Below are 25532 nucleotides of genomic sequence, written 5' to 3'. Positions count from 1 at the left end.
CAAGTATATGCGGCGGGTGGACTGGGTAGGATGTGCGTTGTGACTTCTACACCTGATGTTTCTGTTCTTCCCGTTGATGAGCCCGTGATTACCGTCCCTGATGCAGCTGAGCGGATGGGGGTTGTGGTGACTCGAGTGATGGCGCATTTGGGTGACCGCGACATGATTGCTGTGCGTAAGGATGGGGTTCGTTACCTGCCCGAGCGCTATTTCAATGAGGACGGTCAGCTGAATCGTTTTGTCCCCGGCGTGATCAAGCTTCTCCTAGATGGTTCGTACACAGAGGAGGAAATCCTGGAGTTCTTGTTCACGGAGGATGATTCTTTGCCGGGTCGCCCGATTGATGCGGTGCATGGGCATTTGGCCCGGGAGGTTATGCGGCGGGCGCAGGCGATGGCTTTCTAGTCCCGCTGTAGATTACCTTGACGGCGGCGATCGATAGCGCGATGGCTAGTGCGACCCAGGGGAGGTCGTAGAGCTTGTGGTTGCCGCTGCCGGCGAATTCCCATGCGACAAACAATGACGTCGCGATCATGATGCGTTGCAGTTTTTCTCCGGGTTTCACGACGCCGTAGAGGGAGATGAGGCTGGCGTAGTACCAGGGGAGGGTGACGGCGTTGAAGAGGACCGCCACGGTGTAGGCTGCGGCGGTGCCTCGGATGGCGCCGAGCTCTGTTTTTCTAGCTAGCCACCAGACGATGACGAGTCCGAGAAGCATGGTGATCATGCCGATGGTGCGGGTGGTGGCCAGGATCGTGTTGTAGGGGATGTTTTCGTTGAGGTACTTGCCGTTGGCGGTGATGACGTCGGCGGCGAGCGTGGGCATGGCTAGGGGGTTGATGACTTTTGAGTTGCCGGATAGTTGGCTGACCCATCCCCATGAGGAGCCGGATAGGCGGGTGATGATGGTGATGGTGGCAAGGGTGCTGGCTGTCATCCAGGTGCCGCTGATGAAAAACGCGATGATGGGGTGGATGCCGCGTTTGTTGGACAGCCGGTGGGTTTCGATCCAGACGAGGAAGGGCAGTGCGATGATTGCGGTTGCTTTGAGTGCGATGGCTGCGCCGAGCAGGACGAAGGGTGTGTGCCGTCGCAGAGCAAAGTAGATGGTGAGGCTGACGAGCCCGACCATCACGGATTCGTTGTGCATACCGCCGACTAAGTGGAAGATCATCACGGGGTTGGCCACGCCGATCCACTGCGCCCATGTGGGGTTAGCGCCCAGGTGTTGGGCGATTTTGGGGATGGACCAGGCTATAGCGATGAAGCCTGCGAGGGACACAATTTTGTATAGGATGACGCCGAGGGTGACGTTGTCGCCGCTGATGCTGGTGATCCCTTCGCCCAGCCACAGGTGGAGGGGGCCGTAGGGGGTGGTGGTGTTGCGCCAGTCGTGGCTAACCTCGAGCAACAGTGGCCCGGGGTTAACAGCTGCGCCTTCGGTGTACGGGTCGAAGCCGTCGCGCAGCATGGCCCCTTGCATGAGATACGAGTAGACGTCGCGGCTGAACATGGGGGCGGCGAGAGCTAGGGGTGCTACCCACGCGGTGAGGGTGCGGTTGATCTCGCCGAGGGACACACTGGTGGTACGTATGCGGTAGCCGAGAATGATCCACGCGGTGATCAGCGCAGCAGTGCCGATGAAGAACAATACGTTGGAGAATCCTGCACCGTGGCCGTAGCTGAAAAAGCGCAGGCCGAGTGCGTCGAGGACTCCGCCGCGGTACCGGATGGCTCCACCGCCGAAGCTACCGAGAGTCATACTTATGGCACCGATGAGCCCCAGTGTGCAGGGATTTATGCGATCGCGTAGGCGCGCGAGAGAATCCCAGGGAGTGTCAGTGGCGGAGGTCATGGGGGACTACATCTTCCTCACGAGTGCTTGGTTAGCTAGCGCACGCAGGGTGGTGCGCAGTTCTTCGGGGATGCTTGGGTGCTCGAGAGCGTCCAAACCGTTGCGTGTCAGCTCAGAGATCCGCTGCTCGACTTGTTCCACGGCATCGGTGGAGGCGATCAGGTCGGACAAATGGGCGATGTCTTCCGGCGTGGAGGCGGTGCCGAGCCCTGCACGCAGTTGCGACGCGGCGTCAGGATTGTGTTTGTCTGCCCACGACAGTGCTTTGGCGAACAACACGGTGCGTTTGCCTTCGCGTAGGTCGTCGCCAGCGGGTTTGCCGGTGACAGAAGGATCGCCAAAAACGCCGAGCATGTCGTCGCGTAGCTGGTAAGCGATACCGATATCACGACCGTAGGTCAGCAGTCTGCTGGTGGCTTCCTCAGAAGCACCGGCCAGTGCGGCCCCTAAATGCAGGGGACGTTCGATGGTGTAGGCGGCTGTCTTGTAGCGGTTGACTTTTTCCGATTCCCGTTCGTCTTCCCCCCGGGTGGCTTCGAGGCAGATGTCTAGGAGTTGCCCGGCGATGACCTCTGAGCGCATGTCTTGCCAGGGCTGGTACATACGCGACAGGCCTTCGGCGCTGACACCAGAGTCGCGGAGCATGTCGTCGGCCCAGGCGAGGGCGAGGTCACCTACCAGAATGGCGACGGCTTCGCCGAAGGCACGGCTGGATCCGTGTAGTTGTGTGTCCTGGTGGTTGGTTTCGACGGTTTTGTGGACGGTTGGGTTGCCGCGCCGGGTGTCGGAGGAGTCGATAATGTCGTCGTGGATGAGGGCGCAGGCTTGGATGAGTTCGAGTGCGGTGAAGGCGCGCAGGGCTGCGGCGTCGTCTTCTTTCGCGACGTCAGTGGTGTTTTTGAGGCCACTGTAGGCTGCCCAGGCGAATTGCGGGCGGATGCGTTTGCCGCCGTTGGTGGCGAATTGCGTGAGCAGGTTGATGGAGTCGGCGACGTGGGGTGAGATGCTGCCGAGCTGTTGGTTTTTGGAGTCGAGGTAGGCCCGTAGCTCGTTGTTGATGGCGTCGACTACGGTGGCTGTGTCGTCGCTATGGGTTGTGCGCATGTGTTGTCCTTTAAGTTTGGCCTCGTGGACGTACTCGGCGTGACTGCACGTGTGGTGTGTGGAATCTGTGGGCGCTCACGAAGCAGCAGACCAAGGGGGCTAGTTTTTATAGACAGCTTGGTCGGTGTGGCTCACGTACATCGCTTCTTTCCCTCCTACCATACTTGCTATGTCCGAAAACCTCGCTCAGCAGTCCTCCGGTCCATCCCGAACCCAGCTGCAGCTGCCCATCTTGCAGGCCATTAACTTGCCTGCTCCGGGTAGGGTGCCTTTTTCTGTAGAGTTTATGCCTCCGCGTGATGACGCCGCGGAAAACAGGCTGTGGCGAGCTGCCGAAACCTTCCACGACTTGGGCGCCGCCTTCGTGTCCGTCACTTATGGCGCGGGTGGTTCCACGCGGCAACGCACCGCTCGCATCGCACACAGGCTGACCCAGCAGCCCCTGACGACCTTGGTGCATTTGACGCTCGTGGACCACACCACCGACGAATTAGTGGAGATTCTCAAGGGCTATGCCGAGCAGGGGCTAACGAATCTGCTGGCTTTGCGCGGCGATCCGCCCGGGGATCCGCTGGGGGATTGGCAGGCGTGCGACGGAGGCCTGAGCTACGCCAGTGAGCTCATTGATCTTGTCGGCCAGATACCTGAATGTTCCCGCTTCGAGGTGGGTATTGCTAGTTTCCCAGAGGGGCATTACCGGGCGAAAACCCTGGAGGAGGACACTTTCTACACGCTTGCGAAACTGCGCGCCGGGGCCCAGTACTCGATTACGCAAATGTTTTTTGACGTCGAGCACTACCTGCGCCTGCGTGACCGTTTGGCAGCAGCTGATCCTGAGCATGGATCGAAGCCGGTGATCCCGGGGTTGATGCCCATTACTAGTCTGCGCTCAGTGCGGCGACAAGTGGAGCTGTCCGGAGCGAAGCTTCCGGCAGATTTAGAAGCCCGCCTGGAGCGAGCAGCTGCCGGTGATCCTGACAAGGCGGCGGAAGAGGTCCGCAAGGTCGGCATCGAGGTAAGCACTCAGATGGCGGAAAGGCTTATTTCTGAAGGTGCTCCGGACCTGCACTTCATGACACTTAACTTCGCCCGGGCCACGCAGGAAGTCCTCCACAATTTGGGCATGGCGCCTGCGTGGGGGCCGGATCAGGGTCATGACGCCGTGCGTTAGCAGCTATCCTGTTCTCTACCTGCGAGCGGCAGTTGTGCTCGCAGGATAGCGAAGGTGCGGGGGTCTCCGGGAAAGTGGAAATCCCGGAGTACATCATAAAAACCGAGGCGTCGGTAGAGCCCGAAGGCATTGTTATTTTCCCCCTCGACCTCTGGGGTGGACAGCATGATTGCCTCGGCATGAGTCCGCTGGGATAAACCAACCAGCATTGCGCGCCCAACCCCGTGGCCTTGGTAATCGGGGTGCACGTGGATTTCACTTAACTCGAAATAATGGGATAGCTGAGGGAAGCGCAGTTGGGTGTCCAACCGCTCACCAGATTGCTCCACCAATCCGTAGTGAACCCGCCTGTACCAGTTGTCTGTCGGGGTCCCAAGGTATCCGAACGCTACCCCGATGGTGTGGTGCTCGGAGAATGCCGCGACAGCCAAAAAGCCTGGATGCGTGGTGCAGCGCTGCCAGAAAGCGCGCCGGGATTCCTCGGCGGGCAGTCCCATTGCTTGGCTATAGATGTTGATGAGTGCGTCGCAGTGGGCAGCGAATTCCGAGGGGTGGAGGAAACGCCAGTAGTAATCTGTTCCAATGATCGGGTGGCGTTGGGGTGTGGGCATGGGCGCTCCGTGGGCTGTGGGGGTGTCATGTCCGAGGGTACTAACTTGTAGTGGCTGCCGTGGCAAAAACCGCGGAATAGAACTTGTGTTCTAAGTCGACGATAGACATAGGGGCTGGATAAATCGCTATTTCTCTATTTTACGAGTCGAATGTTCGAATGTTCTAAAATTTTTCCCCATGCACTGTCTGGCGGGTTTTATACATTCACCACATAGTTAAACAACCAGCCAAAAGGGGATAGATACATGAATGCACCACTAACAAACACCAACAGCACTAGCGTAGCGACCAATGGCACGCGCGCAACATCCACAAGGGCAACGTTGGCAGCCGTTGCGCCCAATTCGCGGTGCCGGGGGCAAAGCTCCAGCAGCGTCGCATCTGCGAGTCTGCGGGGAAGCGGGCGTATGAGCGACGCGGAACTCTTCGCGTGGAAGGCCCACACTCTGCTGAACCAAGCAAGCAAAGAACACGCTTTGGGTAACTATGAGATGTCTGTGGAACTGGCTTACCAGGCTGCCTTGCGATGCGTTGGAGCTTTGGTTGCTGCCAGTTCTTTGTCGCGCAAGAAGCGGTTGCCGACTAATGCGTGGGATCAGCTTCGGCTGCTCGGGGAACAACAAGTTCAGCGGGCGGATGAATTCCTGCGTTTTAATGCGCTGCGTAAGCGCGCCACCCTAGGGGTAGGGCCTGAGCTTACGGAAGAGGCCGTGGTAGAGATGCTGGCAGCTGTAGATACCTTCGTGGACGAGGTTGACTGCACTGTGGGGTGGACGATGGCTGCGTAAGCTGTGCGGACGCGGCACCAGGTTGACTCCGGGAACTTGACCCGTCTGTCGGACGTTAAACAGGCGTATAAAAGGGTGTGATGGCCTGTCGAGCTGTCAAGGCTATCCGTCCGTCCCAGAAAAGATTTAGTTCCTGGATTCACTTGGAGGAATCGTGTCGCTTTCCGACCGCGAGCAGCAGGCGCTTCGTGAAATAGAAATGTCGCTGATGGCAGACGATCCCAACTTCGGCCATATCGACGAAGGACCGGCGCTGCCGGGGGTTGCCTTGCGATCGATAGCTCTGTTTGCTCTTGGTTTATGCATGCTCGTTGGCGGAATCGCGTTCGTGAAAACCAGTCAACTTTTCCTCATCTTGAGCGCGTTCGGATTTCTTGTCATGTTTGCCGCAGGGATCTGGTTTGTTCGCGGATCATCATCGACTAATCGGGCAAGCGCGGCCTCCACATCCAAGCGTCGTTCGGGCTCCGCCGTCAAGCCTGCGAAAACCAAGAAGGCCTCCTCGTTGGAGGAAGATTTCTACAAGCGTTTCAACCGCGACTAGCCACGCCCAACTAGAGTTCTCCCACTTTGCTCCACTTGTGGGCGTTAGTGAGCTAAAGAGGCAAACAGCACCATGCTGTTTGCCTCTTTTTTAATGCATTATTCGTGCGAAAACCGGGGGCTCGGTGCTTTACGGGGGTAGCTTCGGGGATTTTCACCCACCGTGTGAAAAATGCCCCACTACGCCCCACCGCGCCCTCTTATCTTGTTAAAAGCGCTGTTCAAAAGGGGTGTGTCTGGAGTATCTCTGGGCTCTGGAGTAGCTTTTTCTTGCTGAAAGTTGCCTGTAAACCTGCAAAATCGATGCTCTGGGGTTGAAAGTGGGGGAAAGTGGGGTATTGTGGGGAGCAGTGGTTGGGACTGGTGTCTTTTCCACCCTGATTGACAACTACATAACCGTCCACAGTGCAGCCCGTGTGTCTGACGTCAGCCGAGAAGAAAGGTGGGTGCGCAATGTTCTTGGGCACCTATACCCCGAAGCTCGACGACAAGGGGCGACTGACCCTTCCGGCTAAGTTTCGTGAGGAACTGGCCGGCGGCCTGATGGTGACAAAAGGCCAGGATCACTCTCTTGCGGTATACCCGCGGGAGGAGTTTGCTGCTCGGGCGAGAAAAGCTGCGGCTATTTCTCGGTCGAACCCGGAAGCGCGTGCGTTCATTCGTAACTTGGCAGCAAGTGCGGATGAGCAGCGGCCTGACGGTCACGGCAGGATCACCATTTCCCCCGGGCATCGCGAGTATGCGGGCCTGAGCAAGGAGTGCGTGGTTATCGGCTCTGTTGATTTCTTGGAAATCTGGGATGCCGAGGCGTGGAAGCAGTACCAAGAGACCACGGAGGATGCTTTCTCTGCTGGCCAGGATGTTGCTTTGGACGGTCTGTTGTAAGTCGTTGATCGGCGTGCGATGGAACTCTGCTCGAGCGTGAGCGGCTGATGTACTTCCCCAACATCAGCAAAGCCGCTCGAGCAGGGCTCCACGTGCACTGGTCGCTCACCGGCCGTCTGACGTGCCACGCAACATCCTCACCTTGAACGCTCGAAAGGGGGCGCGCCGACATGGAAGGCGAATACGGCCACATTCCGGTCTTACGCGATCGCATGGCACAGCTCATAGCCCCTGGCGTTAGCGCTTTAGGAAGCAATGCCGTCATCGTTGACGGAACGTTGGGTGCGGGCGGACACTCCGAGCACTTTTTGGAAACCTTCGAGAAAGCATGCGTGTTGGGGGTTGACCGTGACCCTCACGCTCTGGCGGGGGCCCGTGAACGCCTGTCGCGTTTCGGTGATCGTTTCGTCGCTATCCAAGCTAGGTTCGATGACTTTGCTGATGTAGCGGAGCAATCCGAGGGGCCGATTTTTGATACTTTGCGCGAGTGCGGCGTAGCCGGCGCCTTGTTTGACCTCGGTGTGTCCTCGATGCAGCTTGATCAAGCAGAGCGCGGATTCGCCTACCGGATGGACGCACCGTTGGATATGCGCATGGATCCCAGCCAGCCCAAGACCGCCGCCGACATCTTGAACACCTATTCGCATGGGGAAATCGCGCGGATTCTTAGCACCTATGGTGATGAGCGTTTCGCGGGCAAAATCGCGTCTGCCATTGTGCGGGAGCGTGAAAAGCAGCCTTTCACCACATCCGCGCGGTTGGTGGAGTTGCTCTATGACACGATTCCGGCAGCCACACGCAAGACCGGTGGACACCCTGCTAAGCGCACATTCCAGGCTCTGCGCGTCGAAGTGAACGCAGAGCTCGATTCCCTGGCTGCAGTGATCCCGGTGATTGCCGAGCGTCTAGCGGTGGGTGGGCGTGCAGTGTTCATGAGCTACCAGTCCCTTGAGGACAAGATCGTCAAAAAGGCCCTGGTGGATATGAGCACCTCGAAGACACCACCTGGGTTGCCCATGGACCTGCCTGGTACCGCTCCTCAATTCCGTTTGATTACTCGTGGGGCCGAGAAGGCTTCCGAGGAGGAGATCGCGGAGAACCCGCGGTCAGCACCGGTTCGTGTCCGCGCGGTGGAGCGTATCGCCCTGCCAGATAGCAGTAGTTTTTCCAGTTCTAGCCGAGGAGTTTTGTGATGGCACAGCAGCGCCGAACCACCGTTAGTGAGCGTCGCCAGCAGGGCACCACTGTGCTAGAACGGGGTGCTGTGCGTCGTGCGCACCGTCGCGAGTTGGATGAGGCATTGCTGCAGCGTCGTGCCGATGCTTTGCGGGAGGTTGGCTATACCGAGCCTCATCCTGGTCGGGCGTTGCGGCCGCAGCCGAAGAAGCGTGGCCGTCGCCTTCAGAAAGAGCTGGGCTCTAAGCAGGTTATTGTCGAGCGCGGCCGCCGCGTTGCGCAGGTTAAGACCGATCCGCATTTTGTCCGCTTCGTGGTATTCGTTATTGCGTTGCTCTCGGCTTCGGTGGGCGCGGTTATGTTCCTGTCGGCGCACGCGACGTCACAGACATTTAGTCTCCAGGATCTGAAGTCGCAGGAAACTCAGCTGGATAACGAGCTTGAGTCCTTGCACCGCGACTTGGAGAGCGTGCGTTCCTCTGCAGAGATCGCTCGTCGCGCTTCCGAGATGGGGTTTGTTGTCCCCGATCAGCCGGGTGTGCTGGAGGTTTCCCATGGTGCGGAAGCTCCGGTTGCGGAGGTCTTGGCGTCGGATGCAGCGAAGACTCGCCCGTTGGTTGACGTCAACGGCAATAAGGTTCGCGCCAGCTCGGCAACGTCCAACCCTGCAGAAACTCGCGCTGTGACGGATTCTTTGGATCAGTTGCCGCGTGTCGAACAGGTGCCTGGTGTTGCTCCGTATTCTTCTCCGCGTGCTGACGTCGCGTCGGTTCCGGCTGTAGGCCAGCCCTCGCCGGATGCGGCTGCGCCCGCTCAGCCTGCATCCGAGCAGTCTGCCCCCGCACAACCTGCGCCTGCACAGTCGGTACCGGTTGATGAGGGTGCATCCACTGTTGCGCCTGTCGGCGGAGAGTAAGTGTCGCTATGGCTTCGGTGCATCGGGGCGAGCCGGATCGGGGCCGGCCCGGTCGATCGGTAGTGTCGGATGATGTGAAGTCTTCTGATGTGCGAGTCCGACAGCGTGTAGATGTGGATTTGAGCCGTCGCCGGATGTTTTTGGTCCGGACGTTGGCCGTCGTCTTAGCAGCTGTATTGGTAGGACGCCTGGCCTGGGTCCAGGGAGTGTGGGGTCCTAGCCTTTCTGCCTTGGCGCAGGAACAACGCGAGCGCGTGTATGTCACCCCTGCCAAGCGCGGTCAGATTGTTGACCGCAATGGTGCAGAGTTGGCATTCACCATGCAGGCACGTTCGTTGACGGTCAGCCCGATTCGTCTGAGGGACGAGATTAAGACTCGTCACGAGCAGATGCCGGACCGCTACGATGATGTGCCCACGACGCTCAAGACCATGTCGGAGGAAATCCCGAAGATGGTCAAAAACAGTGGAGCGCCGGGAGCTCATGCGACGCGCGTTGACTCCAAGGAAATTTTGGACGCGTTGAAGTCCGATTCCTACTACACCGTGTTGGTGCGCAACGTTGATCCAGATATTGCCGCGGAGGTCGCAGCTCGATTCCCTGGGGTTGCGGCAGACCGGCAGGATATTCGCCAGTACCCCAATGGTGCGATTGCTGAAAACATTGTGGGCAAGACCTCTATCGATGGTGTCGGCCAGTTTGGTTTGGAGGCCTCCTCCGATGCACAGCTAGCAGGTATTGACGGCCGCCGGGTTGAGGAAGTTTCCACCAACGATCAAGCCATTCCGGGCACGTTGAGGGATCAGAATCCTGCCGTCGATGGCGCGCAGATTGAGCTCACTATCGACCTGGATCTCCAGACCTATGTGCAGCAGCAGGTGCAGCAGGCCAAGGTCAATTCTGGTGCAGAGCAGGCGTCGGCGGTGGTGCTTGATGCGAAAACCGGCGCGGTGTTGGCGATGGCCAACAGTGACACCGTGGATCCGATGGGCGATATTCAACGCCAGCTGGAGCGCGGCAAGAGATTCGATAATTCGGCGATTACCTCGCCTTTTGAGCCGGGTTCTGTAGCGAAGATCATCACGGCGTCGGCTGCGATTGAAAATAAATTGACCACGCCCGACGAGGTGCTGCAGGTTCCCGGTTCTATTGACATGGCGGGTGTGACTGTCCGCGATGCGTGGGAGCACGGGGTTATGCCGTACACGACCACCGGTGTGTTTGGTAAGTCGTCGAATGTCGGCACCTTGATGTTGGCCCAGCGGGTGGGAGAGGACCGCTTCGCTGACATGCTAAATAAGTTTGGCATTGGTCAGCTGACGGGCGTGGAGTTGCCTAGCGAATCTGCTGGTTTGTTGCCGGATCGCGAGCAGTGGTCTGGTGGCACGTTTGCAAACTTGCCGATCGGTCAGGGTATGTCGTTGACCCTGCTGCAGATGGCGGGTGTGTATCAGGCGATCGCTAACGATGGCGAGCGCGTGACGCCGCGCATCATCAAGAAGGTGACCAGAGCGGATGGCACGGTTGATCGTTTGCCGCAGCCGGAACGCACGCGTGTAGTCAGTGAGGATACGGCGCGTACCGTGCGCAACATGTTCCGTTCGGTGGCTCAGAGTGACCCGACGGGCGTGCAGCAGGGTACGGGCCCGCAGGCTGCTGTGGAGGGCTATCAGATTAGTGGTAAGACGGGTACTGCTCAGCAGGTGGATCCGGCGTGCCAGTGCTATTCGAACAGTAAGTATTGGATTACGTTTGCTGGTATTGCCCCGGCGGATGATCCTCGTTATGTGGTGGCTATTATGCTCGATGCGCCTCAGCGTGGTGTGCATGGCGAGGGTGGCCAGTCGGCTGCTCCATTGTTCCATGACATTGCGTCGTGGTTGCTGACTCGTGACAATGTGCCGTTGTCGCGTTCCAATGAACAAAATCTTGTTTTGCAGGCCCAGTAGCGTCGCCGAAGGAGTATCAAAGATGTCTGTTGTGGAGTGTCCGACGCTAGCCCAGTTGGCTGATATTGCTGGTGGGCGTATTGATTCAATTTTTGACGTCGCGGGGGTTACGGTTCAGGCGATTGGGATCAATGCTCAGGAGTTGCCGCAGGGTGGTGTGTTTGCGGCTGTGCCGGGGTCGAATGCGCATGGCGCGCGCTTTGCCGGCCAGGCGGATGCTTCGGCGGTGCTCACTGATGCTCAGGGTTTGTCGATTGTGCGCGATGAACTTGGTTTGAATGTGCCTGTCATTGTTGTTGATCAGGTTCGTGAAGTATTGGGCGCTGTGAGTTCTGCGGTGTATGGCTACCCTTCGCAGTCGCTGCGCATCATCGGTATTACGGGTACGTCGGGTAAGACTACGACGAGTTATCTGATGGAAAAGGCCCTGATGGCTCAGGGTAAGAAGGTGGGGTTGATTGGCACGACGGGTACGCGTATTGATGGTCGTGCTGTGCCGACAAAGTTGACCACGCCGGAGGCTCCTAAATTGCAGGAGTTGTTCGCGTCAATGCGAGATCAGGGGGTGACGGATGTGGTGATGGAGGTGTCCTCGCATGCGATTAGTTTGGGGCGTGTTGCTGGTACGCGTTTTGTTGTGAAGGCTTTTAATAATCTGAGCCAGGATCATTTGGATTTCCATCATTCGATGGAGGAGTACTTTGAGGCGAAGGCCGCGTGGTTTGTGCCGGATGATCAGTGCACTTTTATCGTCAATGTGGATGATCCGTGGGGTCGCATGCTTGCGGATCGCACGGGTGCGTTGACGCTGTCGCTTCATGACGCCGCGGGGGTTGAGGTCTCGCAGCGGGTGACGGCTGGGGACAATAGCCAGTCGTTTGTGTGGCGCCGCGAGGGCGGCGAACCTGTGAAAGTCAGCATTCCATTGCCGGGGGAGTTTAATGTGGCTAATGCTGCGATGGCGTTGGCCTGTGTATCTGTGGTGGATCCGGATGGGGTGGCTGTCGCTGCGGAGGCTTTGGGACAGGTGGCTGTGCCGGGACGCATGCAACGTGTGGATGTCGGCCAAGATTTCTTGGCTGTTGTCGATTACGCCCATAAACCTGCGGCTATTGCGGCGATCCTGAAGGAATTGTCTAGCCAGGTGAAAGGCCGCATTGGGGTGGTTGTTGGCGCGGGCGGGGATCGTGACCAGGCGAAGCGTCCGTTGATGGGGCGTGAGGCCGCGCGTTGCGCAGACTTGGTGGTTGTTACCGATGACAATCCTCGGTCGGAGGATCCGGCGCTGATTCGCGATGCTGTGCTTGAGGGCACGCAGGGGACTAACGCCGAGGTAGTAGAGATTGGTGATCGCGCCCAGGCTATCGCCCAGGCCGTTGCGTGGGCACAGCCGGGTGACGCCATTGTTGTGGCTGGTAAAGGGCATGAAACTGGCCAGATTATTGGTGGAGTGACGCACCATTTCGATGACCGCGAGCAGTTGGAAGCTGCGATTGTGGCGCGGCTGGACGAGGAAGGGCAGCGGTAGTCATGCTGGATTTTAGTGTTGCGGAGATCGCACAGATTGTTGGTGGCCGCTTGAATGAGCAGGCCGAGGCTATCGCGGAGGCGCGGGTGACTGCCCCTGCGGAGTTTGATTCGCGCAAACTACAGCCGGGTTCGTTGTTTATTGCGCTGCCGGGCGAAAACGTTGACGGCCATGATTTCGCGGCGTCAGCAATTGAGGCTGGCGCGGTGTGCGTGCTAGCCGCACATGATGTGGACGCCCCGGCGGTGCTGTGTCCGCCGGCGACGGGCGAAACCACTGGTTTGGGTTTGGAACACCCCGATGCGCAGGCGGTGATTCAGGGGTTGTCGCGGCTGGCGCGTGGCCTGGTGGATCGCTGTGAGCAGCTGACCGTGGTGGGGGTGACGGGCTCGGCAGGTAAGACGTCGACGAAGGACATCATCGCTAGTGTGCTTGAGCAGGCCGGCCCCACTGTGGCCCCACCGGGAAGCTTCAACAATGAGCTCGGTATGCCGTACACGGTGCTGCGCTGCGATGCGCAGACGCAGTTTTTGGTGGCGGAGATGTCCGCGCGCGGCATCGGTCATATCGCAAAGCTGACGCAGATCGCGCCGCCACGGATCTCGGTCGTGCTCAACGTTGGCAGCGCTCACCTGGGTGAGTTTGGTTCGCGGGAAAACATCGCCATCGCCAAGGGCGAGTTGGTGGAAGCCCTGCCGGATGATGGCGTCGCCGTGTTGAATTTTGATGATGACGCCGTGCGCGCCATGGCTGAACGTACAAACGCGCGGTGCGTGTTTTATTCCACGCAGAGCTCGCAGGCTGATGTGTACGCCACCGAGATCGTGTTGGACGAGGTAGCCCGGCCGTCGTTCGTGCTGCATGCCGGCGGGGTAGAAGTACCGGTGCGTCTGCAGGTCTTCGGCGAGCACCAGGTGTCCAACGCTTTGGCCGCTGCTGCTGCGGGCCTGCACGCCGGTTTGACGCTGGAACAGGTTGCGGCCGGGTTGAATGCCCACGTGGCGCGCTCTGGTCGCCGCATGGAGGTCACCACCCGCCCCGATGGCGTGACCATCATCAACGATTCCTACAACTCCAACCCCCACAGTGCTCGGGCGGGGCTCGCCGCGCTGGCCTACACTGCCTCGGCGCGGGAGGACGCGTGCAGTTGGGCCGTGCTGGGACAGATGGGCGAGCTCGGCGACAACGCCGAAGCAGAGCACGCCGACATTGTGGCCACACTGCAGCAATTGCACATCGACCGCCTGGTTGCAGTGGGGGATAACCCCAACATGCGTGCGCTTGTTGACGCCGCGACGGCTGCGGGTATGTGGGTACGCGCAGTGCCCGACGCCCAGGCTGCCGCCCAGACGGTGTCTGCGGACATTGAGCCCCGCGACGTCATACTTGTGAAAGCCTCCCGGTCGGAAGCACTGTGGTCGGTCGCTGAGGTTGTGGCCGCTGGTTGAGCCTCCCCGGTTGCGGGCAGGCACCCGGCTAGACTTCTTACTCGTTCGATCGCACCGTTTTTAAGCAGGAGATTTAATAGTGACTCAGATAATTATCAGTGGGGCATTGAGCTTCCTGGTGGCGATCTTCTTTACCCCGGTGCTGATCCGTCGATTCAGCGCGGAAGGCCTGGGTCAAGAGATCCGCGAGGAGGGCCCCAAGTCGCACCTGCGCAAGCGTGGTACCCCCACCATGGGTGGCATCGCGATTCTGACGGGCATCGTGTTCGCCTATGTGGTCACCAACCTCTACTCGATGATTCGCGGCACCGGTGGATTCACCGCATCCGGGCTGCTGGTGCTCGGGCTCACCGTGGGCCTGGGCGCTCTGGGTTTCGCTGACGACTACATCAAGCTGGTCAAGGCTCGGAACTTGGGTCTGAACAAGAAAGCCAAGCTGATTGGCCAACTGGCTGTGTCTTTGGGCTTCGGCGTGGCGTTGCTGCAGTTCCCCGACGAACACGGCCTGACTCCGGGCTCGGAGAAACTCAGCTTTGTGCGCGATATCGGCACTTTCACTTTGGCCGTTGGGCCGAAGATCATCGGCCTGCTGCTGTTCTTACTGTTTATCTACATTGTGGTTTCGGCGTGGTCGAATGCCGTGAACCTGACTGATGGTTTGGACGGTTTGGCTGCCGGGTCCACCGCGATGGTGCTGGGCACGTATTCGATCGTGACTTTCTGGCAGTTCCGTAACTCTTGTTCGGTTGCTGCTGTGCCTGGCTGCTACTCGGTGCGCGACCCTCTTGATTTGGCTGTACTGACCGCCGCTGGATTGGGCGCTTGCTTGGGCTTTTTGTGGTGGAATGCGGCCCCGGCGAAGATCTTCATGGGAGATACTGGCTCCTTGGCTTTGGGCGGTCTGGTTGCGGGTATTTCGATTGCTTCCCGCACCGAGCTGCTGATGGTTGTCGTGGGTGCACTGTTCGTGATCGAGGCTGCATCCGTCGCGATTCAGGTTGTGGTGTTCCGCACCAAGGGTACGCGATTTTTCCGCATGGCCCCGTTCCATCACCACTTTGAAAACGGTGGCTGGGCGGAGACCACGGTGGTTATTCGTTTCTGGTTGATTACCGCGATGGCCTGCATGATCGGCATCGCGTTGTTCTACACGGATTGGTTGACGGCTGCTGGCGTCTAGGCCGGTTGCTGCGTAAGGAGTTCCGATGTGTGAGTTTTCGGCTGAGTCTCTGGGCCGTGTCGTTGTTGCGGGTGCCGGTGTGTCTGGCGCGGGGTGTGCCCGTCTTCTCGCACGCGTCGGGGCGGATGTTCGGGTGGCCGACGATAATGAGACCGCGCGTTTCCGAGTGCAGGAGGCCACGGGGGTCGAAGCGTGGACAACCGCGCAGCTTCGTGAATCCTTGGATTCGGTTGATCTGGTGGTGACGTCGCCGGGGTGGCGGCCCGATTCGGCTGTTCTGGTGGCGGCTGCTGAGGCCGGCGTTGAGGTCATTGGTGACGTCGAGTTGGCGTGGCGCCTGGATTCCGCCGGTGCGTGCGGTGCGCCCCGCACGTGGTTGGCGATCACCGGCACTAACGGTAAGACCACAACCACGGCGATGGCCGCAGCCATGTTGTCCGAGGGCGGCTTTAAAGCAGAGGCTGTGGGCAACATTGGGGTCTCGGTGGGCGATGCGCTGCTGGCGGAACCCCGCATTGACGTCATTGTTGCGGAATTGTCCAGTTTCCAGCTGCACTGGTCGTCGACGATCCACCCGGCAGCTGGGGTGTTGTTGAACTTGGCTGATGATCACATCGATTGGCACGGAAGCTTCGATGCTTATGCCCTGGCCAAAGCCAAGGTGCTTGATGGCGATGTTGCGATTATTTCCCGTGATGACGCCGCGGTGGTGCGGGTCGCTGGCACCCGCGACGTCATCACTTTTGGCAGCGGTATTCCGCTGGACGGTGAGCTCGGTGTGGAAGATGGAATGCTCGTTGACCGTGCGTTCGGTGGGGGAGTCCTAGCTAGCGCCGAGGGCATTTCCCCGGCAGGACCGGCGGGCGTGTACGACGCGTTGGCTGCGGCGGCATTGGCGCGTTCGCAGGGTGTTGAACCGCAGGCTATCGCCCGTGCTCTGGATACTTTTGAAGTGTCCGGGCACCGTGGCCAGGTGGTTCACGAACATAATGGGGTGGCTTTTGTCGATAACTCCAAGGCCACTAATCCGCACGCCGCGGATGCCGCACTGCGTGGCCGAAGCGGAGTGCATTGGGTTGCTGGTGGGCAGCTCAAGGGCGCGGATGTTGCCGAGCTAGTGCGCGAGCACGCGCCGCATATGGCCGCCGCCTATTTGATGGGGGTCGATCGCGAGGTTTTGCGCCAGGCCCTGCTGGATGCCCGCCCCGATCTGCCCATTGTCGTGACAGACAGCACCGACCCGGTTGAGGCCACGGACGAACTTGTTGCTGCGGCAGTTGCTGCGGCCCAACCCGGGCAATCTGTGGTGCTGGCACCCGCCGCGGCGTCATTAGACATGTTTACAGGTATGGGGCAGCGCGGTGACCTGTTCGCCGACGCCGCAAGGAGGTTTGCGCGATGAGTACTCCCACCCAGAAACGCGAACACGTCCGCCCGGCGAAGGGGCGCGTGTCCGGGTTTGTTACCGACGTGTTGGCGCGGCCCATGACGGACTACTACATGATTTTGGCGACGGTGACTATCCTCGCCTTTTTTGGTTTGATCATGGTGATGAGCTCGTCGATGACATGGTCTGTCATTGATGATGCTTCCCCGTGGGCGATCACCATTCGCCAGGCGGTCATGGTGGTTGCTGGCTTTGTCGCCATGTGGGTGGGGTTGAGGATGAACCCCGCGCACATTCAGCGCTTGGCCCCGCTGTTGCTAGTCATCACCGCTGTGCTGCTTTTTCTGGTGCTCGTCCCGGGTATCGGTACGGGTAAAGAAGAGGTCGGTTCCCAGTCATGGATTGTGCTTGGCCCGTTGCGTCTGCAGCCTTCGGAGGTAGCCAAGGTAGCGATCGCCGTGTGGGGTTCGTTCTATCTGGCTCCCGAGGCCGGCCGTGCTGACAGCCGGGGCTGGAGCAGTAGGTTTGCCACTTTCACCGCTGTTGCCGGTGGGTTTTTGCTGCTGATTGTCCTGCAGGGCGATATCGGCATGGCTATGGCTTACCTGCTGGTGGTGGCCTTGGTGATGTACTTTGCTGGGGTGAACCGCCGGTGGATTTTTGCCGCCGCTGGTGCAGTGGTGCTGGGCATGTTGGGCTTGGCCTCCCAGGGCGGTTTCCGCTCCCACCGTTTCACCGTCTACTTTGATGCTCTGTTTGGCCACTTCGCTGACACACGTGGGCATGCGTTCCAGTCCTACCAGGGCTTTTTGTCCTTGGCGGATGGTTCGCTGTGGGGTGTTGGTTTGGGCCAGTCCCGTGCGAAGTGGTTCTATCTGCCGGAGGCTAAAAACGACTTTATTTTCGCCATCATTGGTGAAGAGTTGGGGCTGTGGGGTGGCACCATGGTGATCGCCCTGTTTGCAGCCCTTGCTTTCTTTGGTTTCCGCACGGCTTTGCGGATCAACAATTCTTTCCTCTCGCTGTTGGCTGCCACGCTGACCGGCGGCGTGGTGGTGCAGGCGTTCATCAATATTGCGTACGTGATTGGTTTGGTGCCGGTGACGGGTATTCAGCTTCCAATGATTTCCGCTGGTGGTACCTCGGCGATCATTACCTTGGGTTCGATGGGCTTGTTGGCTAATTGTGCCCGGCATGAACCAGAGACCGTCTCTGCTATGCAGTCCTTTGGTAAGCCCTCGTTGGATCACTTATTGCGCTTACCTGAGCCGCAGCCGGTGACGGAGGGTTTCTTAACGCCGCCTGCGCGGGCGCCCCGGGTGCGTACAGAGTCGCGGCCGACTGCGCGTACTGTAGCGGAGAGGACGTCGCGTCCATCCAGGCTGCAAGACAGGGATTCGAGGCCGACGAGGAATTCTAGGCCCACGAGGAGAACCAAATGAGTGAAATTCGTGTGATGGTTGCCGGTGGTGGCACTGCCGGCCATATTGAGCCTGCCTTGGCTGTGGCGGATGCTTTGCGTGATCGTGGGGCGTATGTGTGCGCTCTGGGGTCGCCGAAGGGGCTAGAAAAAGACATTGTTCCTGCTCGGGGTTACGATCTTGATTTGATTCCGCCGGTGCCGGTGCCTCGGAAGCTCAACATGGCCTTGTTGCGTCTGCCAAAGGGGGTGTGGCAGGCGGTGAGCCAGGCGAAGAAGATCATGCGCGAGCGGCGCGTGGACGCCGTGATCGGTTTCGGCGGTTATGTGTCGGCGCCCGCGTACCTTGCCGCGCGCCAGTTGGGGCTGCCGTTTTTTGTGCATGAGTCCAATGCGCGTGCTGGCGTGGCTAACAAGTTGGGTGTCCGTTTGGGCGGGGTGGGTTTGAATGCTGTGTCGGGTTCTGGCATGCCGGGTGATGTGGTGGGTATTCCGCTGCGTAAGACGTTGACGGCTGGGGAGGATCCCCGCGTGTTGGCGGGCCGTGCTCGCGCCCGGTGGGGTTTATCTTCGTCGATGAAGACGGTGGTTGTTACCGGCGGTAGCCAGGGTGCTGCCTCGATTAATCGTGCTATTGATGGTGCGGTGGAGGACTTGGTGGCGTTGGGCTTCCAGGTGTTGCACGCTTATGGCAAGAATAATTCTTCGCCGCAGCCGCGTAAGGGTTATTTCCCGGTTGCTTATATTGATGCGATGGCGGAGGCGTTGGCTATCGCGGATATTGCCGTGTGTCGTTCGGGTGCGATGACGGTCGCAGAGGTCACTCAGGCGGGTGTGCCGGCGATCTATGTTCCTTTGCCGCACGGTAATGGTGAGCAGGCGCTGAACGCACGCGGCGTCGTTAATGCTGGTGGTGCCGTCATGATTGATGATGCTGATCTGTCGGCGCAGGCCATTGTTGATGCTGTGTCTGCAATGGCTGACCCGGAGCGCTATGAGGTTGCGCGTGCTGCGGTGGCGTCGTGTTGTAGTGATGACGCCGCGGGGGAGATCGCCGCGCGTGTGCTCGCGAGTGTGAAACGCTAGGTTTTTGTTTTTTCGTCTGGAAGGCGGCTGTTGATGGCTGAAAGTGTTGATCTGTCCCGGGTGCATTTGGTGGGCATTGGTGGTGCCGGGATGTCCGGTGTTGCCCGTATTTTGCTCAGCCGTGGTGCTGTGGTGACGGGGTCGGATGCGAAGGATTCGCGTGTGGTTTTGGCGTTGCGGTCGATGGGGGCGAAGGTTGCCATTGGTCATGACGCCGCGAACTTGTCGTTGGCGGGCCAGCCGCCGACGGTTGTGGTGACGTCTTTTGCTGCGATCCCGAAGGATAACCCTGAGCTTGTTGAAGCGCAGCGTTTGGGTATTCCTGTGATTCGTCGTTCTGATTTGTTGGCGCAGGTGATGGAGGGTTCCACCCAGGTGTTGATTGCCGGCACCCATGGTAAGACGTCGACGACGTCGATGACTGTTGTTGCGATGCAGGCTGCTGGTTTGGATCCGAGTTTCGCTATCGGGGGGCAGTTGAATAAGGCCGGCACGAATGCTCATCATGGCAGTGGCCAGGCGTTTGTGGCGGAGGCTGACGAGTCCGATGCTTCGCTGTTGACCTATGCGCCGGATGTGGCGGTGGTGACCAACATTGAGCCGGATCATTTGGATTTCTTTGGCACGCCTTCGGCCTATTTCAAGGTGTTTGATGATTTTGCCGCACTAGTGTCTGACACGTTGATTGTGTGTTTGGATGACGAGCATGCTGCTGCCTTGGCGAAGCGTTGCCTTGATGCTGGTGTTGGCTGCAAGGTTGTTGGTTATGGCACCGAGCAGGCGTGCGCGCAGCATCCTGAGGTGCCTGCTGCGGCGGTGGTTAGTGGTGTGGAAACCACGGCGTCAGGAACGCGTTTTTCGGTGGCTTTGGACTCCGGCGACGTCGAAGTCGACTTGCAGGTTCCTGGGCTGCATATGGCGCTGAATGCTGCTGCTGCGATTGTTGCGGGTGCATGCGTTGGTGGCGATCCGCAGGCTTTGGCCCGTGGGGTTAGTGATTTTTCTGGTGTGCGCCGCCGCTTTGAGTACAAGGGCGAGGTCGTGCTGCAGCCCGGTACGGAGGCTGTGCAGGTGTTTGACGACTATGCGCACCATCCGACGGAGGTCGCAGCTGTGCTGAAGGCGTCGCGCGAGAAGGTTCAGCAAAAGGGCAGTGGCCGTGTGATTGTTGCTTTTCAGCCGCATTTGTACAGCCGCACGATCGAGTTCCAGCATGAGTTTGCGGAGGCGCTGTCTGCTGCGGACAAGGTGGTGCTGTTGGATATTTTCGGTGCGCGTGAGGAGCCCGTGGAGGGTATTGACGGGCGCATCATCGCGGGCAAGATGACGACGTCCGTGGTCTACCAGCCTGATTTTTCCCAGGTGGCATCAACGGTGGCGGACATTGTGCGCCCGGGTGATATTGTGCTGACCATGGGTGCTGGCACCGTGACGATGGCCTCGGAAGAGATTGTCTTGGCCTTGCAGGAACGGGCGGGTGCCTAAGGTGGCTATATCGCCGGAGTCGCCGAAGTCACCGAAGAGGCTCGGGTTGCCGAGGTTGTCTGCGCGCAGGCTGGCTGTGTGGGGTGGGGCAGCGTTGGCTGTGGTGGTGTTGGCTGCGGCGTTGGTGTTGCTGGTGCCAGTTTTTAAGGTGTCTGCTTTCAAGGTCGAGGGCAATGTCCACACTGATTCTCAGGCTATCGAGCAGGCGACGCTGATTGTGCCCGGGCAGAATTTAGCGCGCATTGATGCCTCCGCAGCTGCTGATCGGGTGGTGGAGTTGCCGTGGGTGCGCCAGGCTAGTGTGGTGCGCCAGTGGCCGTCGACGGTTCGAGTGGAGGTCACCGAGCGTGAGGCGTTGATGTATGCCAAGCGTAGCGATGGTGACCACCTGATCGATAGTCGCGGCGTCGCTTTCATTATTGATTCTCCGCCGGCCGGCTGCGTGGAGGTCACGGGGACCAAGGATGATGACGTCGCGTTGTTCCGTGATGTTGCCACGGTGCTTGAGGCTTTGAGTCTGCCGGTGAGGGAGCAGATTGCTCAGGTTGAGGCGCCGTCGGCGTATGCGCTGTCGTTGGTTACAGCTGATGGCCGGGTTGTCGAGTGGGGTTCTGCGGATAATGCGGAGGATAAGGCGCTTGCTACTGCTGCTGTGTTGACGCAGGAGGGGCAGCAGTGGAATGTCTCTAATCCGGAGCTCGTAACCAAGCGATAAAACCCCAGGTCAATAACCTTAAAGTTAAGGTTTAGGGTAGGACACGCCGAGTATGTCCTACCCTTTTGTGTTTCTTTAATCGAAGATGAGAGGCAACACAAACTGCAACGTACAAAGAAGCGAGCGGGATTTCTAGATGTCAAACCCAAACAACAATTACCTGGCTGTACTCAAGGTTGTCGGCGTCGGTGGCGGCGGCGTCAACGCGGTCAACCGCATGATCGAAGGGGGCTTGAAGGGCGTCGAGTTCATTGCCGTCAACACTGACTCCCAGGCGCTGATGTTCTCTGATGCTGACACCAAGCTCGCTATTGGCCGCGAGGCAACCCGTGGTCTTGGTGCTGGTGCGGATCCGAACGTTGGTCGCGAGAGCGCTGAAGAGTACAAGGAGAAGATCCAGGAGTCCCTGGAGGGCGCCGACATGGTCTTCGTCACCGCAGGTGAGGGTGGTGGCACCGGTACCGGTGCGGCTCCGGTGGTTGCCTCCATCGCTAAGAAGATGGGCGCTTTGACCGTGGGTATTGTCACCCGCCCGTTCTCTTTCGAAGGCAAGCGCCGCTCCCGCATGGCTGACGAAGGTATCGAGGCGCTGCGTGAAGCCTGCGACACGCTGATCATCATCCCCAACGATCGCCTGTTGCAGCTTGGCGAGGAGAACCTCTCGATGGTTGATGCCTTCAAGGCCGCCGATAAGGTGCTCCACAACGGTGTGCAGGGCATTACTGACCTGATCACCACCCCGGGTTTGATCAACGTTGACTTCGCCGATGTGCGCTCCGTGATTAAGGACGCTGGCACAGCGTTGATGGGTATCGGTTCCGCCCGCGGTGAGCGTCGCGCGGTTGAGGCCATCGAGCAGGCTATTAACTCCCCACTGTTGGAGACCACGATGGACGGCGCCAAGGGCGTTCTTCTGTCCTTTGCTGGCGGTTCCGACATTGGCCTTGCAGAGGTCACCGAGGCGGCAAACATTGTCCAGGAGCTGTGCGATGAGGACTGCAACTTCATCTTCGGTTCCATTCTGGACGACAACATGGGCGACGAAGTTCGCGTGACTGTTGTTGCTTCCGGTTTTGATGGCAGCCCGAACCCCTCGGCGAAGGCTTCGCAGTCTGCTCAGCAGGCGCAGGGTGCGCACGCTGTGCTGGGTGAGCCCGCACAGGCGCCTGCAGAAAGCGGCTCTTTGTTTGAGTCCACCGAGGCAGAGTTCCTCAGCCGTGAGGTCAGCGAGCCCTCCGAGCGTCCGGAGGCAGCTGCCGCTTCCCGCTCTGAGCGCCTGGATCGTAGCGATCGTGTTCGGCGCAGCGACCGCAACGACCGTGCGAGCGGGATGTTTACCACTCGCGATGATTACCGCCGTGTTGATGATGACGACGATGAGCTCGACGTCCCATCCTTCATGACCCACCGCCGCCGCTAATATGGATCGCCCCGTCCGCAAGGTGTTCACCTCCCGCCGCGGCGGGGTGTCGGTCGCGCCGTACGATTCTTTCAACCTGGGTGATCACGTCGGTGATGATCCGCAGGCTGTGGCCGCTAACCGTGCGCGTTTGGCGGAGGTCCTTGGACTGCAGCGGTTGGTGTGGATGGAGCAGTTGCACACCAACACGGTGACGGTCGTCGATGGTTCCATGGATAATCCCGTTGCCACCACAGATGCGATTGTGACCACCGAGCGCGGCCTGGGGTTGTGCGTTTTGGTTGCCGATTGCACGCCGGTGTTGCTCAGTGATCATGACGCCGGGGTGGTTGCTGCCGTGCACGCAGGTCGTCTGGGTGCACGTAACGGCATCGTCGCTCGCACGGTGGACACCATGGTGGGGTTGGGCGCCAACCCCGAAAAGATTCACGCGTTGCTTGGGCCTGCGGCATCCGGTGAGCGTTATGAGCTACCTGAGGCCATGGCCCGCGACGTCAATAATCATTTGCCCGGGTCCTATTGCACAACACTGAAAGGTACCCCCGGAGTGGACATCCGGGCGGGCTTGGCGTATCAGCTCTACACCATGGGTGTTAGCAATATTGATATTGACCCGCGGTGCACCATCGAAGACGCGGAATTCTTCTCGCATCGGCGCGAGGGAGTCACGGGTCGACAAGCCGGTGTTATCTGGCTGACAGAGCAGTAAAAAATATTCTGACACGCGTGTCATTACGCAGATAAATGCCACAAAACCCCTAGAGTTGGTGGCAGCACAGACATTTTAAGGAAAGGTTCCTCATGGCAGACCTCGTTTACAAGGCCAAGCAGTTCTTCGGCCTGACCCCGCCCGTTGACGGCAGCGACTACTACCTCGAAGAGGCAGATCTCGAGCCCCATTACCGCGACCGCAACGAGGTCCTTGCACGACGCCGCGAACCCCGCACCGTCACCGTCGATGTGACGTCCTACGATCAGGCTGCAGAGGTTGGCGAGCCTTTCCGTGACGGCGACATTGTTGTCTTTGATGTCAACGCAATGCCCAAGGCGGAAGCTAAGCGCATCGTTGATTTCGCTGCTGGCCTGTGCTTCGCTCTGCGTGGCGACCTAGACAAGGTAGCGCCCCGCGTGTTCGCTATGGTTCCGGAGGGCGTGCACGTTGCGCCTTACGAACTGCAGGACGTGTACGAGGGTCAAGCACGCTACGGCATGTAATTTAAAATGTCCGCCCCGGTCACACACTGTGGCCGGGGTTTTGTGTACTCTCGACCAGGTGAATGTAGCAATAGTCCTCGCGCTTGCCCTGGTACAACTATTCATGCTGCTGCTGTTGGTGCGCATCGTCATCGAGATGGCGGAGTCCTTCTCGCGCCAATTCAGGCCGCCGCGTTGGTTCGTGATGATTGCCGAACCGATTTTTAAAATCACCGATCCGCCGATGCATTTCGTGCGCCGAATCATCCCCCCGATTCGTCTCGGTGGGGTGGGGCTGGACTTGAGCGTGATGGTGATTTTCTTCGTCTGTAGCTTGGTTTTGATGCTTTTGCCGGCCGCAATCCGTTAAATTGATCCTTTTCACGGCGTGGCGCGCGTTATTTCCATAAGAAATGATGCTTTTGACGCTAATCTTTAACGGTAATGCTGGTAAAGATCGCCAGCGACTTGAAAATTAATTCTATGCTTTTAGTATGCTTAGGGGCATAAAAATCGACAAAGGCGGCGGGCCCTCCCGCCTCCTTGAATGTAGCGAAGGGAACCGTTCATGCCGCTTACTCAAGCTGACGTGCACAATGTCGCGTTCAACAAGCCCCCGATTGGCAAGCGTGGCTACAACGAGGATGAGGTTGATCAGTTCCTCGATCTCGTCGAGGATACCCTCGGGGCTCTGTACGACGAGAACGAAGATCTGCGCAAGCAGGTAGCCGCCGGGGGTGGCGCCGCTGCCCCCGCTGTTGATGAGGCAGCTGTTACTCGCCGCGTCGAAGAAAAGCTCCGCGCCGAGTATGACGCGAAGTTCGCCGACTACAAGAAGAGCGTTGATGCCAAGGCTGCTGCAGCACAGCCTGCACCGTCTGCATCTAAGGGTGATGACGCCGCGACCGCGAAGCTCGAAGCTGAGCTGAAGGCCACCAAGCAACAGCTGGAGGCCGCTCGCAAGGATGCCGAGGCCGCTCGTGCCGAGGCCACTGCCGCTAAGAAGGCAGCCCAGGATGCCAAGGCTTCCGCTACTGCTAACGCTTCCCAGCCCGCCAAGCTCGTTGGTGGGGAAGGCGAGCCCGCTACTGCAGAGACCCACATGCAGGCAGCTCGCGTGCTCAGCCTCGCTCAGGAAATGGCCGACCGCCTCACCAGCGATGCTCACAGCGAGTCCCAGGCTCTTAAGGACAAGGCCCGTGCCGAGGCTGAGAAGGCTGTCTCCGAGGCCAATGCTTCCGCTCAGCAGACCCTGGCTAACGCTCAGCGCGAGTCCGAGTCCAAGCTGGCTGACGCCAAGGCCCGTGCCGAGAAGGCTATCGCCGAGGCCGCCGAACGTTCCGAGTCCATGCTGGCTGACGCTAAGCAGCGCTCCGAGGCTATGCTCTCTGACGCCACCTCCAAGTCCGCTGCACAGCTCAAGGCTGCCGAAGACAAGGCAAACGCCCTGCAGGCGGACGCCGAGCGCAAGCACACCGAGATCATGGCTACTGTCAAGAAGCAGCAGTCCGCTCTCGAGGCTCGCATTCAGGAACTGCGCACCTTCGAGCGCGAGTACCGTACCCGCCTGAAGACCTACCTCGAGTCCCAGCTTGAAGAGCTCGCAACTCGCGGTACCGCAGCACCGAACGACGGCAACAACTAAACCGTTAAAAGCTGACAAAAGCACC

24 protein-coding genes are annotated in these 25532 nt (G+C 59.3%); 21 read left to right on the top strand and 3 right to left on the bottom strand.

Going from position 1 to position 25532, the window contains the following annotated elements; translation table 11 throughout:
• The first annotated feature begins 39 nt into the window (after window positions 1-39).
• Window positions 40-405, top strand: coding sequence for an Rv2175c family DNA-binding protein (locus L1C91_RS02290; RefSeq protein ID WP_234857800.1), 366 nt, complete (start codon window positions 40-42; stop codon window positions 403-405).
• On the opposite strand, the gene L1C91_RS02285 is transcribed toward L1C91_RS02290, so the two are convergent.
• Window positions 374-1855 (bottom strand): alpha-(1->6)-mannopyranosyltransferase A, encoded by a 1482-nt coding sequence (locus L1C91_RS02285; RefSeq protein WP_268836202.1) that lies wholly within the window; start codon window positions 1853-1855, stop codon window positions 374-376. The genes L1C91_RS02290 and L1C91_RS02285 overlap by 32 nt on opposite strands.
• Window positions 1856-1861: 6 nt before the next feature.
• Window positions 1862-2959: a polyprenyl synthetase family protein gene (locus tag L1C91_RS02280; protein WP_234857798.1), complete on the bottom strand. Its 1098-nt coding sequence runs from the start codon at window positions 2957-2959 to the stop codon at window positions 1862-1864.
• Window positions 2960-3128: 169 nt separating this feature from the next.
• Between L1C91_RS02280 and L1C91_RS02275 the strand changes: the two genes are divergently transcribed.
• Window positions 3129-4130 carry a methylenetetrahydrofolate reductase gene (locus tag L1C91_RS02275; RefSeq protein WP_234857797.1) on the top strand — a complete coding sequence of 334 codons (1002 nt, stop codon included), beginning with the start codon at window positions 3129-3131 and terminating at the stop codon, window positions 4128-4130.
• On the opposite strand, the gene L1C91_RS02270 is transcribed toward L1C91_RS02275, so the two are convergent.
• Entirely contained in the window at window positions 4127-4741 is a 615-nt protein-coding gene (locus L1C91_RS02270) for a GNAT family N-acetyltransferase (protein ID WP_234857796.1), read from the bottom strand. The genes L1C91_RS02275 and L1C91_RS02270 overlap by 4 nt on opposite strands.
• A gap of 408 nt (window positions 4742-5149) precedes the next feature.
• On the opposite strand from L1C91_RS02270, the gene L1C91_RS02265 reads away from it, so the two are divergent.
• The 19 genes from L1C91_RS02265 to L1C91_RS02175 all read left to right on the top strand — a co-directional run bounded on the left by L1C91_RS02265 (window position 5150) and on the right by L1C91_RS02175 (window position 25507).
• Window positions 5150-5530, top strand: coding sequence for an SAV_6107 family HEPN domain-containing protein (locus L1C91_RS02265; protein WP_234857795.1), 381 nt, complete (start codon window positions 5150-5152; stop codon window positions 5528-5530).
• 154 nt (window positions 5531-5684) lie between these two features.
• Window positions 5685-6074, top strand: a complete 390-nt coding sequence (locus L1C91_RS02260) for a DUF3040 domain-containing protein (protein ID WP_234857794.1) — start codon at window positions 5685-5687, stop codon at window positions 6072-6074.
• 452 nt (window positions 6075-6526) lie between these two features.
• Complete coding sequence (gene mraZ, locus L1C91_RS02255) at window positions 6527-6958, top strand: division/cell wall cluster transcriptional repressor MraZ (RefSeq protein WP_234857793.1); 432 nt, start codon at window positions 6527-6529, stop codon at window positions 6956-6958.
• Window positions 6959-7128: 170 nt separating this feature from the next.
• A complete protein-coding gene (gene rsmH, locus L1C91_RS02250; protein WP_234857792.1) occupies window positions 7129-8151 on the top strand; it encodes a 16S rRNA (cytosine(1402)-N(4))-methyltransferase RsmH in 1023 nt (340 codons plus the stop codon).
• Window positions 8151-9050, top strand: coding sequence for a hypothetical protein (locus L1C91_RS02245; RefSeq protein WP_234857791.1), 900 nt, complete (start codon window positions 8151-8153; stop codon window positions 9048-9050). The genes rsmH and L1C91_RS02245 overlap by 1 nt, the downstream gene beginning before the upstream one ends.
• A 134-nt stretch (window positions 9051-9184) precedes the next feature.
• Window positions 9185-10999: a peptidoglycan D,D-transpeptidase FtsI family protein gene (locus tag L1C91_RS02240; RefSeq protein WP_234857866.1), complete on the top strand. Its 1815-nt coding sequence runs from the start codon at window positions 9185-9187 to the stop codon at window positions 10997-10999.
• A gap of 22 nt (window positions 11000-11021) precedes the next feature.
• The gene (locus L1C91_RS02235; protein ID WP_234857790.1) at window positions 11022-12527 is read left to right on the top strand and encodes a UDP-N-acetylmuramoyl-L-alanyl-D-glutamate--2,6-diaminopimelate ligase; all 1506 of its coding nucleotides are present in this window, start codon (window positions 11022-11024) and stop codon (window positions 12525-12527) included.
• Window positions 12528-12529: 2 nt separating this feature from the next.
• Window positions 12530-13975 (top strand): UDP-N-acetylmuramoyl-tripeptide--D-alanyl-D-alanine ligase, encoded by a 1446-nt coding sequence (locus L1C91_RS02230; protein ID WP_234857789.1) that lies wholly within the window; start codon window positions 12530-12532, stop codon window positions 13973-13975.
• 79 nt (window positions 13976-14054) lie between these two features.
• Entirely contained in the window at window positions 14055-15155 is a 1101-nt protein-coding gene (gene mraY / locus L1C91_RS02225; RefSeq protein ID WP_234857788.1) for a phospho-N-acetylmuramoyl-pentapeptide-transferase, read from the top strand.
• Between the two features lie 25 nt (window positions 15156-15180).
• Window positions 15181-16557 (top strand): UDP-N-acetylmuramoyl-L-alanine--D-glutamate ligase, encoded by a 1377-nt coding sequence (murD, locus tag L1C91_RS02220; protein ID WP_234857787.1) that lies wholly within the window; start codon window positions 15181-15183, stop codon window positions 16555-16557.
• A complete protein-coding gene (locus tag L1C91_RS02215; RefSeq protein ID WP_234857786.1) occupies window positions 16554-17984 on the top strand; it encodes an FtsW/RodA/SpoVE family cell cycle protein in 1431 nt (476 codons plus the stop codon). Before murD ends, L1C91_RS02215 begins: the two co-directional genes overlap by 4 nt.
• The gene (locus L1C91_RS02210; RefSeq protein ID WP_234857785.1) at window positions 17981-19048 is read left to right on the top strand and encodes a UDP-N-acetylglucosamine--N-acetylmuramyl-(pentapeptide) pyrophosphoryl-undecaprenol N-acetylglucosamine transferase; all 1068 of its coding nucleotides are present in this window, start codon (window positions 17981-17983) and stop codon (window positions 19046-19048) included. The genes L1C91_RS02215 and L1C91_RS02210 overlap by 4 nt, the downstream gene beginning before the upstream one ends.
• A 33-nt stretch (window positions 19049-19081) precedes the next feature.
• A complete protein-coding gene (gene murC / locus L1C91_RS02205; protein WP_234857784.1) occupies window positions 19082-20533 on the top strand; it encodes a UDP-N-acetylmuramate--L-alanine ligase in 1452 nt (483 codons plus the stop codon).
• 46 nt (window positions 20534-20579) lie between these two features.
• Entirely contained in the window at window positions 20580-21248 is a 669-nt protein-coding gene (locus L1C91_RS02200) for a cell division protein FtsQ/DivIB (RefSeq protein ID WP_234857783.1), read from the top strand.
• A 136-nt stretch (window positions 21249-21384) separates the two neighbouring features.
• The gene (gene ftsZ, locus L1C91_RS02195) at window positions 21385-22668 is read left to right on the top strand and encodes a cell division protein FtsZ (protein ID WP_234857782.1); all 1284 of its coding nucleotides are present in this window, start codon (window positions 21385-21387) and stop codon (window positions 22666-22668) included.
• A 1-nt stretch (window position 22669) separates the two neighbouring features.
• A complete protein-coding gene (gene pgeF, locus L1C91_RS02190; RefSeq protein ID WP_234857781.1) occupies window positions 22670-23377 on the top strand; it encodes a peptidoglycan editing factor PgeF in 708 nt (235 codons plus the stop codon).
• A gap of 92 nt (window positions 23378-23469) precedes the next feature.
• Window positions 23470-23883 (top strand): cell division protein SepF, encoded by a 414-nt coding sequence (locus L1C91_RS02185; protein WP_234857780.1) that lies wholly within the window; start codon window positions 23470-23472, stop codon window positions 23881-23883.
• A 58-nt stretch (window positions 23884-23941) separates the two neighbouring features.
• Window positions 23942-24232, top strand: a complete 291-nt coding sequence (locus L1C91_RS02180) for a YggT family protein (RefSeq protein WP_234857779.1) — start codon at window positions 23942-23944, stop codon at window positions 24230-24232.
• Window positions 24233-24430: 198 nt separating this feature from the next.
• The gene (locus tag L1C91_RS02175; RefSeq protein WP_234857778.1) at window positions 24431-25507 is read left to right on the top strand and encodes a DivIVA domain-containing protein; all 1077 of its coding nucleotides are present in this window, start codon (window positions 24431-24433) and stop codon (window positions 25505-25507) included.
• Window positions 25508-25532 lie beyond the last annotated feature (25 nt).

It is taken from the genome of Corynebacterium argentoratense, assembly GCF_021491455.1.
Lineage (GTDB): Bacteria > Actinomycetota > Actinomycetes > Mycobacteriales > Mycobacteriaceae > Corynebacterium > Corynebacterium argentoratense_A.
The sequence above is the reverse complement of the archived record's forward strand: the minus strand, read 5'-3'. Positions and strand labels throughout refer to the sequence as shown.

Excerpts from the sequence above, each read along its gene's own strand:
- L1C91_RS02285 (WP_268836202.1), bottom strand. The coding sequence starts at position 1,855 with ATGACCTCCGCCACTGACACTCCCTGGGATTCTCTCGCGCGCCTACGC.
- L1C91_RS02280 (WP_234857798.1), bottom strand. The coding sequence starts at position 2,959 with ATGCGCACAACCCATAGCGACGACACAGCCACCGTAGTCGACGCCATC.
- L1C91_RS02275 (WP_234857797.1), top strand. The coding sequence starts at position 3,129 with ATGTCCGAAAACCTCGCTCAGCAGTCCTCCGGTCCATCCCGAACCCAG.
- L1C91_RS02270 (WP_234857796.1), bottom strand. The coding sequence starts at position 4,741 with ATGCCCACACCCCAACGCCACCCGATCATTGGAACAGATTACTACTGG.
- L1C91_RS02265 (WP_234857795.1), top strand. The coding sequence starts at position 5,150 with ATGAGCGACGCGGAACTCTTCGCGTGGAAGGCCCACACTCTGCTGAAC.
- mraZ (WP_234857793.1), top strand. The coding sequence starts at position 6,527 with ATGTTCTTGGGCACCTATACCCCGAAGCTCGACGACAAGGGGCGACTG.
- rsmH (WP_234857792.1), top strand. The coding sequence starts at position 7,129 with ATGGAAGGCGAATACGGCCACATTCCGGTCTTACGCGATCGCATGGCA.
- L1C91_RS02245 (WP_234857791.1), top strand. The coding sequence starts at position 8,151 with ATGGCACAGCAGCGCCGAACCACCGTTAGTGAGCGTCGCCAGCAGGGC.
- L1C91_RS02240 (WP_234857866.1), top strand. The coding sequence starts at position 9,185 with ATGTTTTTGGTCCGGACGTTGGCCGTCGTCTTAGCAGCTGTATTGGTA.
- L1C91_RS02235 (WP_234857790.1), top strand. The coding sequence starts at position 11,022 with ATGTCTGTTGTGGAGTGTCCGACGCTAGCCCAGTTGGCTGATATTGCT.
- L1C91_RS02230 (WP_234857789.1), top strand. The coding sequence starts at position 12,530 with ATGCTGGATTTTAGTGTTGCGGAGATCGCACAGATTGTTGGTGGCCGC.
- murD (WP_234857787.1), top strand. The coding sequence starts at position 15,181 with ATGTGTGAGTTTTCGGCTGAGTCTCTGGGCCGTGTCGTTGTTGCGGGT.
- L1C91_RS02215 (WP_234857786.1), top strand. The coding sequence starts at position 16,554 with ATGAGTACTCCCACCCAGAAACGCGAACACGTCCGCCCGGCGAAGGGG.
- L1C91_RS02210 (WP_234857785.1), top strand. The coding sequence starts at position 17,981 with ATGAGTGAAATTCGTGTGATGGTTGCCGGTGGTGGCACTGCCGGCCAT.
- murC (WP_234857784.1), top strand. The coding sequence starts at position 19,082 with ATGGCTGAAAGTGTTGATCTGTCCCGGGTGCATTTGGTGGGCATTGGT.
- ftsZ (WP_234857782.1), top strand. The coding sequence starts at position 21,385 with ATGTCAAACCCAAACAACAATTACCTGGCTGTACTCAAGGTTGTCGGC.
- pgeF (WP_234857781.1), top strand. The coding sequence starts at position 22,670 with ATGGATCGCCCCGTCCGCAAGGTGTTCACCTCCCGCCGCGGCGGGGTG.
- L1C91_RS02185 (WP_234857780.1), top strand. The coding sequence starts at position 23,470 with ATGGCAGACCTCGTTTACAAGGCCAAGCAGTTCTTCGGCCTGACCCCG.
- L1C91_RS02175 (WP_234857778.1), top strand. The coding sequence starts at position 24,431 with ATGCCGCTTACTCAAGCTGACGTGCACAATGTCGCGTTCAACAAGCCC.